Source organism: Dyella tabacisoli, assembly GCF_003350925.1.
GTDB classification, from domain to species: domain Bacteria; phylum Pseudomonadota; class Gammaproteobacteria; order Xanthomonadales; family Rhodanobacteraceae; genus Dyella_C; species Dyella_C tabacisoli.
In genome coordinates this window covers 12,693-29,826 of sequence record NZ_KZ857186.1, presented here as the reverse complement: position 1 = coordinate 29,826, position 17,134 = coordinate 12,693, and the positions used below count along the sequence as shown (strand labels likewise).

General features: G+C 58.8%; 15 protein-coding genes. 7 read left to right on the top strand and 8 right to left on the bottom strand.

Annotation, left to right across the window (positions count from 1 at the left end):
* Nucleotides 1–60: 60 nt before the first annotated feature.
* Entirely contained in the window at nucleotides 61–1,353 is a 1,293-nt protein-coding gene (locus DVJ77_RS20330; protein WP_114847363.1) for a hypothetical protein, read from the bottom strand.
* A gap of 285 nt (nucleotides 1,354–1,638) precedes the next feature.
* On the opposite strand from DVJ77_RS20330, the gene DVJ77_RS20325 reads away from it, so the two are divergent.
* Nucleotides 1,639–2,556, top strand: coding sequence for a LysR family transcriptional regulator (locus DVJ77_RS20325; protein WP_162791617.1), 918 nt, complete (start codon nucleotides 1,639–1,641; stop codon nucleotides 2,554–2,556).
* A 227-nt stretch (nucleotides 2,557–2,783) separates the two neighbouring features.
* Here DVJ77_RS20325 and DVJ77_RS20320 read toward each other — a convergent pair whose 3' ends face one another.
* Entirely contained in the window at nucleotides 2,784–3,395 is a 612-nt protein-coding gene (locus tag DVJ77_RS20320) for a hypothetical protein (RefSeq protein WP_225428119.1), read from the bottom strand.
* 197 nt (nucleotides 3,396–3,592) lie between these two features.
* Here DVJ77_RS20320 and DVJ77_RS20315 point away from each other — a divergent pair, with 197 nt between their 5' ends.
* From DVJ77_RS20315 to DVJ77_RS20305, 3 genes are all read left to right on the top strand, one after another.
* Complete coding sequence (locus DVJ77_RS20315) at nucleotides 3,593–3,967, top strand: glyoxalase superfamily protein (protein ID WP_114847361.1); 375 nt, start codon at nucleotides 3,593–3,595, stop codon at nucleotides 3,965–3,967.
* A gap of 66 nt (nucleotides 3,968–4,033) precedes the next feature.
* The gene (locus tag DVJ77_RS20310) at nucleotides 4,034–4,228 is read left to right on the top strand and encodes a DUF1737 domain-containing protein (protein ID WP_114847360.1); all 195 of its coding nucleotides are present in this window, start codon (nucleotides 4,034–4,036) and stop codon (nucleotides 4,226–4,228) included.
* A gap of 287 nt (nucleotides 4,229–4,515) precedes the next feature.
* Nucleotides 4,516–4,743 (top strand): hypothetical protein, encoded by a 228-nt coding sequence (locus tag DVJ77_RS20305; protein ID WP_114847359.1) that lies wholly within the window; start codon nucleotides 4,516–4,518, stop codon nucleotides 4,741–4,743.
* 376 nt (nucleotides 4,744–5,119) lie between these two features.
* Here DVJ77_RS20305 and pcaD read toward each other — a convergent pair whose 3' ends face one another.
* Both pcaD and DVJ77_RS20295 read right to left on the bottom strand, forming a co-directional pair.
* Nucleotides 5,120–5,926: a 3-oxoadipate enol-lactonase gene (pcaD, locus tag DVJ77_RS20300; protein WP_114847358.1), complete on the bottom strand. Its 807-nt coding sequence runs from the start codon at nucleotides 5,924–5,926 to the stop codon at nucleotides 5,120–5,122.
* A 64-nt stretch (nucleotides 5,927–5,990) separates the two neighbouring features.
* Entirely contained in the window at nucleotides 5,991–6,971 is a 981-nt protein-coding gene (locus DVJ77_RS20295; RefSeq protein ID WP_114847357.1) for a zinc-binding dehydrogenase, read from the bottom strand.
* Between the two features lie 103 nt (nucleotides 6,972–7,074).
* On the opposite strand from DVJ77_RS20295, the gene DVJ77_RS20290 reads away from it, so the two are divergent.
* Nucleotides 7,075–8,043: a LysR family transcriptional regulator gene (locus tag DVJ77_RS20290; protein ID WP_114847356.1), complete on the top strand. Its 969-nt coding sequence runs from the start codon at nucleotides 7,075–7,077 to the stop codon at nucleotides 8,041–8,043.
* A gap of 27 nt (nucleotides 8,044–8,070) precedes the next feature.
* On the opposite strand, the gene DVJ77_RS20285 is transcribed toward DVJ77_RS20290, so the two are convergent.
* Nucleotides 8,071–8,790 (bottom strand): DUF899 family protein, encoded by a 720-nt coding sequence (locus DVJ77_RS20285; protein ID WP_114847355.1) that lies wholly within the window; start codon nucleotides 8,788–8,790, stop codon nucleotides 8,071–8,073.
* A 476-nt stretch (nucleotides 8,791–9,266) separates the two neighbouring features.
* Complete coding sequence (locus tag DVJ77_RS20280) at nucleotides 9,267–9,716, bottom strand: hypothetical protein (protein WP_114847354.1); 450 nt, start codon at nucleotides 9,714–9,716, stop codon at nucleotides 9,267–9,269.
* 620 nt (nucleotides 9,717–10,336) lie between these two features.
* Here DVJ77_RS20280 and DVJ77_RS20275 point away from each other — a divergent pair.
* Nucleotides 10,337–11,155: an energy transducer TonB gene (locus tag DVJ77_RS20275; RefSeq protein WP_114847353.1), complete on the top strand. Its 819-nt coding sequence runs from the start codon at nucleotides 10,337–10,339 to the stop codon at nucleotides 11,153–11,155.
* 88 nt (nucleotides 11,156–11,243) lie between these two features.
* A complete protein-coding gene (locus DVJ77_RS20270) occupies nucleotides 11,244–15,050 on the top strand; it encodes a M48 family metallopeptidase (protein WP_114847352.1) in 3,807 nt (1,268 codons plus the stop codon).
* Nucleotides 15,051–15,142: 92 nt separating this feature from the next.
* Here DVJ77_RS20270 and DVJ77_RS20265 read toward each other — a convergent pair whose 3' ends face one another.
* Nucleotides 15,143–16,486, bottom strand: coding sequence for a hypothetical protein (locus tag DVJ77_RS20265; protein WP_114847351.1), 1,344 nt, complete (start codon nucleotides 16,484–16,486; stop codon nucleotides 15,143–15,145).
* Nucleotides 16,487–16,876: 390 nt separating this feature from the next.
* Nucleotides 16,877–17,131: a flagellar biosynthesis protein gene (locus tag DVJ77_RS20260; RefSeq protein WP_225428118.1), complete on the bottom strand. Its 255-nt coding sequence runs from the start codon at nucleotides 17,129–17,131 to the stop codon at nucleotides 16,877–16,879.
* Between the last annotated feature and the right edge of the window lie 3 nt (nucleotides 17,132–17,134).

Sequence of the window (17,134 nt, the reverse complement as noted above, 5' to 3'; positions counted from 1 at the left end):
GGCGACTGTGCCGCCGCAGCTTTGTCCAATCAAAAGGAAGGCATTTTCGGACGATTGTCATTAGTTATAGTAGGTAACTGTTACTGAAAATCCTGGTGGCACTTTTTGGTTCGCTGGGGGCACTATGCTGATTACATTGCCTCTGCTCGTTGCTGTGTTTCGATCGTCGTCGGTACCTTGCCCGCCAACCACGTAAATAATGTTGAGGCCAAGATCCGCGGCGCTGGGCATATCAGCCGAGGACCGCTGGACGTCTTCGATGCAGCCCCAGTTCGGAATGGCGACAAATGGCTTCTTCTTTTTGAAGTTCAACGGTGGTGGAGAAGGGTTTGCAACAAAGGTCTGCGGTGGGTTCATCTGTCCAGTCGAGACTTTGATGGCATGAGCCATTAGTGCATTGAGTGCGGACCGATATTGACCTTGCATAATCGATAGGTCCGCGATGGGCGGAGGGTTATCGAAAAATATCCGTGTATCCTCACCCATAATGAAATCCAGGTCGGCCACTGCCTTCAGAAATCCCATTTTCTGATTAAGACAATCCTGCAGGATGATCTGGCGATCTTGAGATTCTTCAACGGTAGGCACCGGAAGGGGTATGGTGTTGTAGCTTGCCAGTTCAACTTCAAAGCCGACGGGATGCTGATGCACAAGAGCCGGAAATTCACTCAGGCGCTGAAGAATTTTCGTTGCATCAGACCCGGTGAACGATGCCTGCTCACCGATGCCGCCGGCTTGACTCATAAAAACCGTTACTTCGGTGTGATTGCTTGAGTCGGACGTTGCGCTCTTGAACGACGCGGAGAAGGAGACGTCCGATACAAGGCCGTTATATTCCGCCTGAAGGCTTGCCGACATCTGAGTTTGATGTTCTTCGCTCACCGAGGTAATTCGCGCAACGACATCGAATTCACCGCCGGTTTTCAAAGAGCGAACAAACATGTCGCCAAATGCGGTCTTGAATTCATCCATTCTCTGCGTCGTCACCAAGGCCGTGGCCGTCTCGCTTAAGGTGAATCCATGACCGTGTCGGATCGCGTTGTTCACGACGCAACGCCCCGCGACGAACGATGAGTAGGAGTTGACGGCGTGACTTTGCGCAAAGTCCATTTTTGCGCCGCCGGCAAACAAGCCGTAGCGGACATCGAGCGAAGCGGAAATCCCCAGGGACTCCATCAGGTTTTCCTGCGAGGTCACGCTTTGGAAGAAGGTCGTTACCTGCTGCCCGTCCACGGCGGGATCTTCGGAGATGTTGGCGACGGATAAGGCGGTGCCGACGGTCTCGTGTGTCTCGGAATTGTATCCTTGGCCGACTTCTTGTCCGTCATACGGAATGGTAATGACCTGAGGCATCAGCGTGCTCCTTTTTTGAAAAGCGTTCGGTCAAAGGCCCCTCAGAAGCAATGAACATCCCAACCGTGGAGGTTGCGAGATCGGCTGGAGTTGGGGGTGACAAATGCATGCATACCGCGCGGCTACCAACATGCGCTGTCGGTGGTTCGGACCCATGGCCTTGGTCGACGCCACCTTTTCATCGTTGTTTTTTGCTGCCTTACCCAACGAAATGGTGCTCGCTCACCCCTACCACAGTAAATGACGCAAATTGATACACTCTGGGCGTAATTCGGAGACAATCGCTTGGTCGCGCACCGCATGTCGCTGGATCGACTTCATGCCTTTCTGGCCGTTGCGGAAGCCGGCAGTTTTACGGCGGCCGCGAAAAAGCTCGGCATGGGCAAAAACCAACTTTGCCTGCAGGTGGCTCGGCTGGAGAAGGAGTTAGCCACGGCTCTTTTTATCCGCACCACCCGACGCGTGGTTCCTACCGAAGCCGGCATCAACCTGCAGCTAGCCTGCACGTCACCCTTGCAAAATCTGTATACGGCAATCGGCGAATTCGTGGACGGCACCACGCGTCTATCCGGTGTCTTGCGGGTCACGGTACCGTCCGACTATGCGATGTCGGTTATCGGGCCGGCCTTTGCCGCGTTTTCATTGCTGCATCCTCAATTGCATTTGGAGCTGATTACCGAGAGTCGCGTGCTGGATCTGGTGAGCGAGCGCATTGACCTGGCCGTGCGGTTGGGCTGGCCGGAGGACTCCTCGATGAAGTCGCTTAAAATCGGCGAGTTCGCGCTATTTGTAGCGGCGGCACCGGCCTATCTCGCGCAAGCGGGCACGCCTGAGCATCCCTCGCAGTTGGCGAATCATCGCTGGGTCGCACTGACCTTGTTGCGAACCCCGTTGTGGTGGCAGTTCAAAGGGCCTGATGGAGCCCATTGCGACGTGCGCATGCGCAGCGGACTCAGCACCAATACCCCGGAAGGCCTGCTTGGCTTGCTGCGTGGTGGCGCAGGTCTGTCGGTAGTCACGGATTTTTCCGTTGCGCACGATCTTCAATGTGGAGCGCTGCGCTGCGTGCTGCCCGATTGGCAACTGCCCACATGCGGTATTTATCTGATATGGCCAAACACTCGCAACGAACAGCCCAAAGTTCGCGCGCTGATCGATTTCTTGCGCTCATGGTTTCTCGGTAATGCGGGTGAGTTGTCTTGAGGGAGCATGGTTTGGTTGAACGAAGCGATAGCCAACCATCCTGCCACGGCAGAACCATCGCAGAGGAGCGTAGGTTGGGCTGAACAAAGTGATGCCCAACGTTGCGCAATGTTAGGGCTCGCCGTGATACCCAATAGGGCATGCTTTTGGGACTCGCCGCGATACCCGATGTGACGCAACGTTGGGGTTCGCTTGCGCTCACCCCAACCTACGCTCGCCGCAACTGCTCATTCCTGCGGTGCTTTAACTCGGGTGTCGGTTGCGATCCAGTTGATCTCCCAGGTCTTGCCGCCGTCATCGGAGAACGCTTGCTCAAAGTGGCATGAGTCTGCGGTGATATCCGAAATGACGAATCGAACGAGGATGGTCCGGTCGTTGAAGGTTTCCTGGTCGATAAATTCACCGCGTCCGTTCTTGAACTCGCCGACCGTGGGCGTGCCCAAGCTGCCGCTTTTGCTGCTGGTAACGTTGAGGCTCCATTGGTGCGCTTGCGGGTTGTATAGGCGCAGGGATAACAGTTCGAGGTGGCCGGCAGGGCCATCGGCTTCGAGTTCCACCAGGTTTGCGCGGCCGTTCCACAGCTTGCGCACAACGCTGGTGCCTTCATAGGCAGCCCAGGTTTGGGAGCCGCTCAAGGGGTGAACTAGCCGCTTGAGCTGGGTTTTCCAGGTGCCAATGTGAAAGTCGAAATCGTGTTGCCCATCGCTGCGGGTGGGCACGCTGGCTTGAGGCTGCGTGAGAAGGGTAGGGTGCGTTTGCGCGAATAGATGGCTGGGGAAGAAGAGCCAACTCATTGCACACCATGCACCAAGCAGGCTGATGCTCTTGTAAGTCACCATGTTGACACCCTCTTTGTGATGCAAGCTCAGGTGCAAAGCACGCTAGGGCATGCATGGGACCTCCACAAGAACCACTTTGGCATCGCGCGGCAAGCCACTTTATAAAGATAGCGAACGCATTCGAGCGGACCGGATATCATTCGAGCGGACCGGATATCATCGGGCGCCGCCATCCACCGTGCTTAAGAGGGAATGCCATGAGCCTCGGAACCGTCACGCCCATCCTTCGCATGTTCGATGTGGATAAGACCAAGGATTTCTATGTGGGCTTTCTCGGGTTCAACGTCGATTGGGAGCATCGGTTTGAAGAGGGCCTGCCGCTGTACATGCAGGTTTCCAAGGATGGTTGTGTGCTGCACCTTTCCGAGCATCATGGCGATGGCAGCCCCGGCTCCGCGATAAGAATCGCGACGACCGATATCGACGAATTCCACCAGCGGCTTCTCGCTAGCGGCTATAGGTATAGCCGCCCCGGCGTGATGGACACCGCTTGGAAGACCAGGGAAATGACCATTCATGATCCAGCGAGTAACCGATTGACGTTTAGCACTGCTGTGGATGTCGATCAATAACGTCGGCTGTCTGCTTTCCATATGGCAGACGTCGACTGCCTTAAGTACCTTGAAGGAGCCTTCCCTATGTCTGATTCACCGCCCGATGGTTTTCCGCGATATCGATTGCTGACCGGCAAGGACGATGCATCGTTTTGCCACCGTGTTTCCGAAGCCCTCGACCTCGGCTACTCGCTGTACGGATCCCCGGCGGCGACGTTCAATGGCGAGCATGTGGTGGTCGCCCAGGCGTTGCTCTGGCCGGAAGAGCAAAAGGGGTAGAGTGATTACCTCCCCCCCGGATTCTGGCCAGCGAATGTTAGGTGCCTTATGAAGATCCCGCTTGCGAGGGTCGTGGCTGCTGTGCCGCTAGAGCGAGTAGATACAAGCGTTGGCGATGGTAGCTTTCCGCAAATCGGCGATATCGCTGAAGTTGATCATATGTACACGTCAGCATCTGGCGACCAGATGCACATTGTCGTATGCAAAGCACAAGACGGTCATGTTCGTTGGGTCGCTGATATGCTCAGTTCCGAGATTACGCCGGTACCAAGAGATACGTTTCGTATATGAAACCAGCCGATCTTGGCCAAGCCTTCCTCAATCGCGAGGCGATACCCGGCGTGGCGTTCATGCATAACGACTATGTCCAGGTTTTATCGGGCGAGTCAGTCGGCTCGTTTGGCTCGCTCGTGACCGTGCTAGAACTGAAGCCTGAGGCGATATATATCTTGGAACTCGAAACAGGGTTGGATATCCAGGTGAGTCAATCCGACATTCGACTTGTTGATAGGTAGAAAGGGGGCAAGAGTCTGAGGTATCCCCGCGTTTTCATGCCGGTAGGCGCGCATAAGCCCGTGGCTGCATGTGTCGTCAGGCAACCCCAATCGGCTGCGCTTCCGCTCCCCTAGTTACAGTCCACCTTCGCGGATTCGCATCATGCATCTTGAGTTGCCCAAAATGCGCCTTCGTTCGTTCAAGGATTTTGCCAAGTGCTATCTGATGCTCGTGCTGAGCATTCTTACTGGAGGCATGGATCGAGCACGCGAATCACTGAGCGCGGTGTTGCCTCATACGAGCCGCGACGCCGGCAAGCCGACGCCGCTTAGCGATGCCCATGCACGAAAAGGCCGCCTTGCGGCAGCCCTTTCAATATCTCTGCGCCTTGTGCCTTCAGTCTTTCGATGGCGAAAGCAGGCATTCGAGCATAGCGCTGAGAAATTCGGCGGGGTACTCGATATTCGACAGATGCACTGCCGGCAATATCACGAGCTTTGCTCCCGGTACGTGAGCGGCAATCCATTCACTGTGACTGGGTAGCGTCACCGTATCGTACTGACCGGCGATCACCAGTGTGGGGCGGGGGATAAGTGCGACGGTGCGGCGCATGTCCATGTCGCGGACGGCGGCGTAGCAACCGGCAAATCCTTGGGGGTCCATGGACAGCAACACCGCGCGAATCGAATCGACGATGGCGCTCTGTGCCTGCAGCATATGCGGCGGAAACCAATAGCTGAGGAACATCTCGGCGGTTTCGGACATGTCCTTGGCCTGCAGCACGGAGGCTATGCGCTCATCCCATTGTTCGGCGGGACCCATAAAGGATGAGGTATTGCACAGAATCAGGTGGTCTATGCGCTCAGGGGCGTAAATGCCCAGCCACTGGCCGATCATGCCGCCCAGCGATAGCCCACAGAAATGCGCGCGGCTGATATTCAAGGCGTCGAGCAGCTCGATTACATCCCGGCCGAGCCGGTCGAACGAATAAGCTCCGGCTGTAACGCTTGAGCCGCCATGGCCTCGGGTGTCGTAGCGCAACACGCGAAAGTGCTGCGACAGCGCCTCAATTTGCATATCCCACATATTCAAGGTGGTGCCGATGGAGTTTGATAGCACCAGCACGGGCTTGTCGGCTGGGCCATCGAATCGATAGGCGATGCGGCATCCGTCGCCGGTGGTAAAGAAGGCCAAGTGGTTCATGGGCTCTACATCATGGTTTGGATACGGCTTCATAAAAAACTCCGAATAAAAACGGTGGGGGATTTCAGATGCAAACCACCAGCTTGCCGCCGGCCTGGTTCGATTCCATCAAGCGATGCGCGTCGCGAATCTGCTCGAAGCGAAATACGTGCGCCGGCTTGGCTTGATACGTGCCGTCGGCAACACGCTCGACGATGGTTTGTAGCGGTACATCGGACAGCGGATAGGCCGGCGTGCCGTAGGCCATGGCGCTACCGAAGAAACTGAGCTGCACGCCGCTTGGCATGTGCTGCAGTGGGTTGAATAAAGCCAGCGGTTCGCCGCCGCCGAGAAAGCCGACTTGGCAGACGCGTCCATCCGGCCGCGCCATGGCGAGCGAGTCGAGCAATGCGCTGTTGCCGATAATGTCCAGCACCGCATCGATGCCGTCGGGGTGCCATTCGCGAACGCGCTGCGCTAGCTGGGATTCCTCCAGCAACACTTGCTTCGCCCCGAGCTGTAATAGCCCGGCTGTGTGTTCGAGGCGACGTGTCGTGGCGATGACATATGCCCCGGCGTGCGCGGCAATATTGATGGCGGCTCGCCCCAGCGCCGAGGTGGCGCCGCGAATCAGCAGGGTCTGGCCGGGAGCCAGTGCGAGGTTGTGGTGCAGGCTGGTCCAGGCGGTAGCGTAGGATTCCGGGATCGCCGCCAGCGCTTCCCACGGTAATTCGGTTTGCAGCGGCACCACGTGGTCGGCCGGCACGCTCACATACTCGGCATAGCTGCCGGGAATGCTTCGCCCCATGCCACCCAGCAACGCGGCTACCTTTTGGCCTGTAGCGAGGCGGCCGGCCGGATCGGCCTTGACCAGCCCGACGCACTCGATACCGCTGATGTCCGCCACCTCGCCCCAGGCGCCACGGCGCATATAGATCTCGGCGCGATTCAAGCCGAACGCGCGGACTTCGATCAGCACCTGGCCTGGCTGCGCCTGCGGATCTGGGCGTTGTTCAATCGATAGCTGATCTGCCTCGCCGTATTGCTTCCTGACAATGGCGCGCATCGGTATTTGCTCCTGCAACGGCGGATGCCGTGGAGCAAATCTAGTTGCGGGGTCGATCAGAAGATATTACAAAGTTCGCACAATCTCTGTAGATAAAACGGACATGAGCGAATTTACTCTGCACGATCTGCAATGTTTCGACGCCGTGGTGCGGGCCGGGGGCTTCCAGGCTGCCGCGACGGTGCTGCATCGCTCGCACCCGGCGGTGTTCGCTGCCGTTGCCAAGCTGGAGCGCCAGCTTGGCTTGAGCCTGCTCGATCGCAGTGGTTATCGAGTGACCCCGACCGAGGCGGGACATTCGTTTCACCGCAGGGCGCAGTCGTTGCTGCGCGACATGGCCGATCTGCGCACCCATGCCGCGCAGTTGGCGATGGGCGAGGAAAGCGAGTTGCGCGTGGTGATCGGCGACTTGTGCCCGTTGCCGCAAACGTTAGGCTTGCTGAGCCGTTTCTTCGCCGCATGTCCCGGTACGCGGCTGCATCTGCATTTCGAGGCGATCTCCGGCCCCTGGGAGCGATTGTTCAATGGCGATGCCGATCTGATCCTGCATCACATCGACAAAAGCGACCCACGCATGGAATGGGTGGATCTATGCAAAATCTCGTTCGTGCCGGTGGTGGCGCCGGGTTTTCTGCCTTTTCCGATATCGCGCTCGATCAAGCCCGAGCAGATGCGCGATTTCACTCAATGCATCATCCGCGACACCGCGCGCGATTCAGCGCCGCGCAGTTACTTCATCATCGAGGGCGCACACCAGTGCACGGTGGCCGATCAGTTGATGAAAAAGGAAATCATCTTGCAGGGCATGGGCTGGGGTCATATGCCGCGCTTTCTGGTCGAGCAGGAGTTGCGCGAGGGGCGGCTGCAATCGATAGGCGGCACTTACATGCCTGGCAACGTGCAGCAACTGGTTGCGGCGCGGCGCGGCGACCGGCCGCAGGGGCCGGTCGCCAACCGATTGTGGCATTACATTCGCGAGCAGGCGCCGCCATTCCGACTCGCCACCAAGGCTGCGGCGCCGGGCAAACCAGCCAAGACACATGGGGCAGCTCCGCGTGCCGCGCGTCGCTAGTGTCCGGGAAAGAAGGCCGCAGCGGATTCAACGCGCCTGGTCGGGGTAGTCGAGTTGGGGGTACCAGTCGCTGCCTCGCCCTTCCGGCGTTACGTCAAGAATGGTCCAGATCGGCATCAGGTCGGGTGCCCCGCGCGGGTCCTGGCCGGGGTCGGCGGACTCGAAGCCCATTTCACCGCTCCAGAAGTGACGGATGGTGCCGTCGCGGCGGGTGAATACGTTGAATGCCGAGTCATCGCCGCCGTCCTGGTCGACGCCATAGTAGTCGCGGCTATAGCTGCCGTCGGTGTCGGAATACAGGGCGAGGTCGCGCCAGCCGCGTTCCTTTTTGAATGCGATGAGGCGCTCGATGGGCGAGCGCGCAACAACAGCCAGCGCAACCCGTTGCCCTATATCGCGCGCCTCGCCCTCCCAGGCGCTCAGTAGCGATGTACACATCGGGCAGGGACGTTCGCGCTGCGGGCCAAACATATAGCTATAGATGACAAGGGTTTGTTTGTCGCCGAAAAGACCGGCGAGATCGAGCGGTCCGTGCTCGCCCTGAAAATGGTAGCTGCCGGTTACCTCGCCGCCGGGCGGCAGCGCGCGACGCTGCTCGGCGACGCGTTCAATATGCCGGCGCAGTTCGATCTCCTCGATAAACAGCGCATTGCGGGCGCGACGGTAGTCGTCACTTTCATTGGGAAAGGTCCGGCCGTTGCGCTTGGCAAGCTCGGCGGCGGGGACCAGTGGCGGGACGTGCGTCATAACCAATCTCCTGTGGATGCGGGGTGCGCGATGGTGCAGGTGAAGGCGGTCTTCATGACTAAAGACGAACGAGGTTCGGGGAAATCGACATGTAGTGGGGCCCGTTGCCGTGGCGCCAAATGGGGGGCGCTTCACGGGCAGGCGTATCCGGCCTCAGAGACTCTTGGCCATCGGGTCGCGGGTTACCCATGGTGCCGAGGATAACGTTTCCGATGACTACGGCGCTTCTCTTGCAGAAGCGCGGCAAGTGCTGCGTCATCGAATGGAGGGTACGTATTACGTAGGTTGGGGTGAGCGCAAGCGAACCCCAACGTTTCGCCACGTTGGGGCTCGCGGTGAGCCCCAAAAGCATGCCATGTTGGGTATCACAGCTAGCCTCAGCTTTGCGCAACGTTGGGCATCACTTCGTTCAGCCCAACTACATGTTTGCTTGATGTTCGAAGGCGTTGCCGTTGGGGTTCGCCGGTATGGCGGCCTTATTGGGGTTTGAGACCGAAATAGGCGTATGCCGCGGCCACGGCCAGGCCAAACCATGATTGCCCGACGCTGGTAAGTGGCGGCAGCTTATTGGGGCTATTCATGCCGACCATGAAAGCCGCCAGGCCAGCGAGTAACCACACCAGAATGTAAAGCCCGGTGACCCACATCAATATGTTTTTTGACCTGGCGGACGCATCCACGGCCAGAACCCGCGCAACCGGGGCTTCGCCCGGTTTGGTGATGGCCAACTCGGCGATGACAAGTGCCGATACCAATCCACCGATCACCGAAAGAGTCTGGGACATGACATCGTTGAAATGTGCGGGTATTTGGGCATCAGCAGCGGCCCCGGCCTGAGAGCCGACCAGGAGGCACCCAGCAACAATGAGATACACGTAGATGGCCAGCAATACGATGGCAATGGCTCCACCAGCGGTAGCTTTCATGTCGTTCTCTCCTCAGGTTGCGATGGGGTGCAACATTGCAGATGCACCGGCTGTATGGGTGTATTTGCGCAGGAAAAATTCGGCATCCGGGATATGGAGGCTTTGGATCTAAGCGAGTGCCAATAGATTATCTCTATATCCACTTAATTGCATGTGATATTAACGCTAAAGATAGATCGCCGCGGCCAGGGCTGGAGGTCGGGCCTGCTTAGGTAGCCGATATTTGATATCAAAGTGACACGGTATTTTCACGGCAATGAGGAATTACTGGTTCCTCTAACCGTTTTAGGTGGGTTGGCCAGGCGGCGTATTGATATGGGACTCGATATCTACGGTCCGAAAGAGGCGCCCGCTTAATCGTAGGTTGGGGTGAGCAAAGCGAACCCCAACATTGCGCAACGTTAGGCATCACAACGAATTCCAAAGACACGCCAGTTGGGTATCGCGGCGAGCCTCAGCATTACGCAACGTTGGGTATCACTTCGTTCAACCCAACCTACGTTGTATGACCTCGATGTCGGTTGAACGATAACGAGTCGGCGCATATCCTTGGCCGGTGTCCCGATCAAGGAGGCCTTGCCACTGCAAGGCGTGAGTCGAGGCGCCTCGGGGGAATATCAATGTGGAAGCAACTGTTTGCGCTGGCGCTGACTGCCGGCCTCTCGACGGCTGTCGCACAAGATGCGTACAAGTCGGAAACCATCGCGAATCAGCTCTTGTCGATGGACAAGCAAACGGCTAATCGTGCACCTCCCCCGAGCTATCCGCCGATTGCAGCTACGCTCAACGCGGAGGGCATGGTTGTTCTGATGACATTGGTTGGCAGCGATGGCAGGCCGAAAGACATCAAGGTGGAACGGTCGAGCGGTTATCGCATCCTGGACGCAGCGGCCATTAATGCGGTCAAGGACTGGATATTCTCCCCGAGCATCAAAGACGGCCGGCCTATAGAGGCTTATGCCCGAATTCCAGTCAATTTCAGTGCAACAAATAGGGGCAAGCGACCGCTAACGCAGCAAGGCAAACTCGCTCCCATTCTCGATGGCTACATGAAGCAAAACGGTCTCATAGTGGATACCGACCTCTTCTATCCCATGCCTTTCGACTCGGCTCAGCAAGGGCTTGATGCGCTGGCTAAGTCGTCCGATACCTATCGGGTCGAATTCGATGACCCGGCGGATGGCGTCATCATCTACAAGGCTGATGTCACCGGTGGTCTGTCTCAAGCCTTCGAAGCGTTTACCGAAGGGAGTCCGTTCTATCCTTCGGTAGTGAGAATGCGCTTTGTGCTGAAAAACGATCATTTGGAGATTTATCGCGCCATTCTTTGTGGCGCCAACGGCACTGCGTGTGAATCTTTGCACCGGTTTCTCAATCAGATGGACAAGAAATGCGGCATCGCTGTTCCGGGATGTCCAGGCTCAAAGGCAGTCTCGTAAGCTCAGAGGCGGAGAGCTGATGTTGACAGGGGGCGGCGATGTCGATCGTCGCGCGTGATTAAGACAATAGCGAACAGCGAATCATCATATGGAAACGATGTATCCCACCGGGCCGACCGAAGTGCCGGCTGCTTTTACGCGCCCAGGTCCGTCCTATCGGCGTCATGCATGGCTTGCTGTCGGCGGCCTGCTACTTTTTATGCTGCTCTACTTCGCGCTGACCGCATGGTTTGTGATGACCGGTCTGGGCGAGTTGATGAAGCTCAATTCAGATGGGGGTTTTGCGCAGGTTGCCGTCGGCGTCGGCAGTCTGTTTCTAGCGTTCTTCATGATAAAGGCGCTGTTCTTCATCAAGAAGGGCGGACGCAACGACGGTATCGAGCTGACCCGCGCCGAGCAGCCGCGCCTGTTTGCCTTTCTAGAGCGGATTGCCGATGAGGCGGGCGCGCCGCGACCGCACAAGGTTTATGTCACCGGGCGCGTCAACGCGGCGGTGTTCTACGACCTGTCGTTGCTCAACCTGCTTTTTCCTTCGCGCAAGAATCTGGAAATCGGCCTGGGTCTGGTGAATATGCTGAACCTCGGCGAGTTCAAGGCGGTCTGCGCCCATGAATTCGGCCATTTTGCCCAGCGCTCGATGGCGGTGGGGCGTTGGGTCTATACAACCCAGCAGATCGCCGCGCACATTGTCGGCCGGCGCGATGCGCTGGACACGTTTCTGCGCCAGCTATCCAGGATGGATCTCCGTATTGCATGGGTCGGCTGGCTGCTGGGCCTGGTGATCTGGGCGCTTCGCGCGGTAGTCGATGTCACGTTCCGATTGGTGGTGATCGCCCAGCGTGCGTTATCGCGTGAGATGGAAATGCAAGCCGATCTCGTGGCTGTTTCGCTGACAGGCAGCGATGCGCTGGTGCTTGCATTGCACCGGCTGCAGGTCGTCGATGACGCCTGGGATCGGACCATGATTTTCCTGCGCGGCGAAGTGGCCAATCAGCGTCCGCCTCGCGATGTGTTTGCCGTGCACCAGGCATTGGCCGAGCGTTTGCGTTTGATCTACAACGATCCCGATTACGGCAACCGTCTACAGGTGCCGGGTGAGGGTGCTGCCGCGTTCCGTGTCTTCAACAGCGAGCTCGCGCAACCTCCGCGCATGTGGTCGACGCATCCGATGAACCATGAGCGGGAGACGAATGCCAAGCGCATCTATCTGTTTGCGCCGGCCGACGAGCGCAGTGCGTGGGAGGTGTTCGATGACAGCCTGGATCTGCGTGAGAGGATGACTCGCGAGCTTGCCGGCAAGACCGAACACGCGATTGCCGAGCCAGCCGAAACGCTGAAAAAACTGGACGAGCAATTCGGCCGTGAACACCTGAAGCCGCACTACCGTGGCATCTATCTCGGATTCTCCGCCGTGCGCCAGAGCGCGCGCGTCGAGGATCTGCATGAGCGCGCCCTCATCACAGGGCCGCTGCACCTGGAGATGTTGTATCCCGAAAATATTGGCGATGAGCTGGGGCAGCTACGCTCGCTTGAGACCGAGCATGCACTGCTGTGCTCGCTGCGGGATCGCATCTATGACGCGCCGGATGGAGTCATCCGCCATCGCGGACGGATCTTGAAGCGTAGTGAGCTGCCGGCCGCCATTGCAGCCGTCGACGTGGAGCGCGCCGCCACTCGTGCGGGACTGGAAACGACACTGAAGCGCGTACGCAGCCTGCATCTGGCCGCGGCGGCAAAGCTCTCGCCCACGTGGCAGGAATATCTGCAGGGCTTATTGCAACTACTGCACTACGCCGATCACAGCGAAGCCAACGTACGGGATGCGCACGCTGGCCTGGCACGCACCTGGCAGCACGCTACCGCACGCGGCAGCATCAATGAGCGTGGAGTCCGCCACATTCTGGCGAGTGCGAACGATGTTCACCGCGCGCTGACTCAGGTGTTCAGCCTTGCGTCCAGCGTGCGCCCCGGAGCCAAAATTCTCGCCGAGCTTGGCGAGGAAAGTTGGCCGGCACTACTCGGAGGGTACGGTCTCAATGCGCCTGTGCGAGCCAATATTAATGAATGGCTGCGTCTTATCGATCGATGGGTCAATCACACCGCAGGATGCTTATCGGCACTGCGGCGCGCAACGCTCGACGAGCTGCTGCTGACCGAGACCACGGTTGCCGCCGCGACCCATGGCACGCCTGCTCCCGTGGCGCCCGACCTGGCACCGACGATTCCCGATACCTATCACACGCTGGCGCCGGGCAGCGAGCGTGGCCGCCACGAGAAGCTCGACTTCTGGCATAAATTTCAGACGGCTACCGGTTTTTTCCCTGGCCTCGCCCGTGCTGTGGTCGCCATCGCTATCGTCGGCTCCGTGCTTGCGGTGGGCTGGATCGTGGGGCGTACCACGGTCACCGTATACAACGGCCTGGCTCGCGCGGTGGTCGCAACGGTGGATGGTCATCGCGTGGCGCTGGCGCCGCATGCGCATGCGGACGTGTCGGTGGCATCGCGTGGCGATATCCACGTCACCACGCTGGCTGACGATGGCGAGCTGATCGAGGACTTCACCGCGCCGGTCAGTCAGTCCGACACGCAGCTCGTCTATACCGTGGCCGCCGCCAGCCCGCTGCGGCAATGGACGGCTGTTTACGGCAACTGGACAGCAGCTCCACCCCATATGCTGGCGCCCAAGCGTTGGCAGGCGGTGTCGGCCGAGAATATGTTTACCACGCCACCCGATCGTATCCAGTCCAAGAGTGGCGGCGGCACGCGCACGGTACTTGATGCCGGCGATGACGATGCACCCGAGTATTTGGTCAATCAGCTTCAGGACAAGCACGCTGCTGAGGGCATGCTGCTGGCGCACGTGCGTTTTGACAAGCCGGACTCGCCTCATCTGCTGAGCTGGCTCGGATTGGCTGCGTCGGTGCCTGGTTTCGATACTGCATTCGCCGCGCGCCGTGCGCATTTTCCCGTCGAGATCGTCGCCATGCGGGCCGAGCAGGACTTGGCCAAAGGACCTGCGCACGATGTGGTCTGCTCGCGGCAGCGTGCACTGGCCGACGCGTCGCCGACGCAGTCCGACTTGGCTTATCTGGTGACGCGTTGCATGCCGTCGGGTCCCGCGCGGGACCAGAAGTTTGCAGAGGGTTACAAGCGCTGGCCGGATTCCCCATGGTTCGCCAACGCCGCCGCGAGCATGGAAGGTGAACATGCCAACTATCAAGCGGCGTTCGCCGCTTACCAGGTCGCTATGTCGAAGAGCCTGGTGCTACGCCCAGGCGCGGCACTGCAGGCGTTGCGCTTGTTGCGTCTGCTCAACCCGGCCGCCGCGAGGCAGCAGCAGGGTGATTTCGCGCGCGCCTCGCCAGCCGTGAGCAACATACTGTTGGCCGAGCCGGGTGCGGCCGTGCCCAACGGCCCTGGCCGCTCGTTGGTCATGTTGTCCAATGGTCAGCTTGACGACGCCGTAACCGCTGCCGCAAACACGCCGATGGCGGGCCACGTACTGCGCCTTGCGGCAAGCTCGCAGGGAGCCTCTACTGCATTGCGTGCACGCGCCGCCCGGTTGCCTCCCAGCGAGGGGATAGACGAGCAGACCGTGTGGCTGGCTATCGCCGAAGGAGAGGATGCTGGCAGTCCGGCTATCGCCGCCGTACTTGAGAACATTGAAAAAGAGTACGACACACCTGGTGCGGTCGCCAAAGTGCAGCGCTTCTTGGCCTTGTCCCGCAGCGGTAACGCGGTAGCGGCCGAGCAGGCACTCGACGGTGTCCCGTTTCTGCTACGTGCCCAGGCCTATATTGCCGGCAGCCATCTGCTAGGCGATCGCGCGCCACCGAACTGGCGGATTTATGCGCGAGGTATTTTGTTCGCCGTGGAGCGGCCATACCTGGGCTGACCAGGATTCGCGATCAAAATAAAATCAGGCCGAGCTGGAAACAGCTCGGCCTGATTCGTTTTTCTCTTGCTTCATGCTTAGTGCAGCAGTGCTTAGTGCAACTGCTCCAGCACCTGGTCGCGTTCGACCTTGTAGATCGTCGGCGGTGGCGTGACTGACTTCATCAGCTTGAGCTTCAGGTTGGTGTGCTGACAAGCATTGCCACCCTGGACAAATACACCATCCTGGGTGCATTTCCATTCGTAGAAATTGGCGATGCCGCCGTCCAACTGCAAGCTGAAATCCGTGCTCTTTGCTGCCGCGTCGAACGGGGTGCCGGCTTCTTCATTCTGGAACCAGCGCATCCATTCCTTTGAGCCGATCGGCGGGACCTTGTCAGGAGCCTGGAAGGTCGGGTTCATCGGCGAAAGCTGCGGGCTTTCGGCCGTCATATGGCAGCTCAGGCAGGCGCTTACCGGGTTGTCTACCGGGCCGTCCAGACGGCCATTCCAACCAAGATGGGTGGGTGGAAGTTCCGGTTTGGCATTGATGGCGCTTTGCTTGATATCTGGGTTGATCTTGGTGACGGTCGGTTGCTTATTGGTGTAGCTGTCACCGGTCTCCTCCGGGTCGTTACCCCACATCACGCCCACGGGCACCAGGTTGTCCCAGCCTGGCTTGCCGGTGACTGCGCCGTTGTACTGGAAGGTGCCGAAGATCCAGCCGGTGCCCGGAACGCGGCTGTCGCGCACGGCGAAATCCATTTGAATCAACGCTACCGGCTTGATGCTGCGATTGGCCGAGTTGAAGCTGTCGGTGACAAAAGCCTGCCACAACACCGGGTTGACCAGGAATGGCACTTGCTTCAAGTCGATGTCGGCGAAAAGCGGCTTACACACGACCGTGCCGTTATGGAAGCTGTTTGGCTTGGAGGTCACCGACGGGTCGGGATTCTGCGAGTCTTTCCATACCTCGCCGATGGTATAGCCGCCTATATCGTTATAGATGCCGACGGCAAAAGTCTGGCCGGTGGTGGTTTGCGTAGGCGCCAGTTGCTTGGTCTGGATCTGCGCCTCTTTAGTGAGGCCATGGATACCCTCGCGGCCCAGTGGTCCGTAGTGCTGCCACGGCACGTGATACCACTTGCGGACGGTGTTCTTTTGCACGTACCAGTCGCTTTCTACGTTGCCTTCGAGGCAGTATTTTTTCGCCGCTTCCGCGTAGGGCCGCCATTGTTCGAAGTTGTTGGTAAGCGGGCTGGGCAGCAGCTTGAAGAAAGCGGGCAGCTCGCCGGTGGGTAGTTTTTGCGGATAGCTTTGGCTGAGCTGGAATATGGGCCCGGTGTAGCTGGACGGTGGCTTATATCCAAAATCTGGAAATGTGCCGGCCTGAGCTGCCCCGGCGAAAACTACAAGTGCGCTGACGGCACCTATGATCCTGCTTCGTGCGACATGCATGATCTACCCCCTGTATGACTCTAGTCTTTTCAACACGCAAACCTTGCGCTTGCGTGCAACGGTGTCCGGCCTGCTGTATAGGCCCCGGACCGGCCATAGCCAGGCGTCCGGCGATGTGATCGCCGGATACGCCTACGCGGTGGATTCCCCTGTAAAGCCTTATTGATGCAAGTTGTCGCCTTCGCGCGGAGTCGATAACTCACTAAAACCAAACGTTTGCATTGTGGGGCAGTCATAACGTAAGGAAACGTGAAGACACGTCACTTCGATTTGACTTGATTTGCCGTGATTTCTTGCGGTTTTCGACTGTCCCCGACGGGGCTTCACCCAGGTCTACGGGTGCCAATGGGCGTTGATGTTAGCGCGCCGATCGGGCCGATGGGTGCACTGTCAGTCCCATAACGCTGCTGCGTCATAAACACAGCTCAATACCGCCGCTGCCGCTGCATAGAGCGCAGGCGGTACGTCGTCACGCATGCGCAATGCGGCGAGCAGGGCGGCTACTTGTGGGTCGTGGTGCAAAGGCAGGCCGAGTTCGCGTGCTCTGGCGAGCAGGCGCTCCAGCGCTTCGGGGGGGAGGGCAGGGGGCGTGCTGTCGCTGCTGCTGATGCGCAGGCTGACCTTGCGTTGGGGCGGTGGTGGCATGGC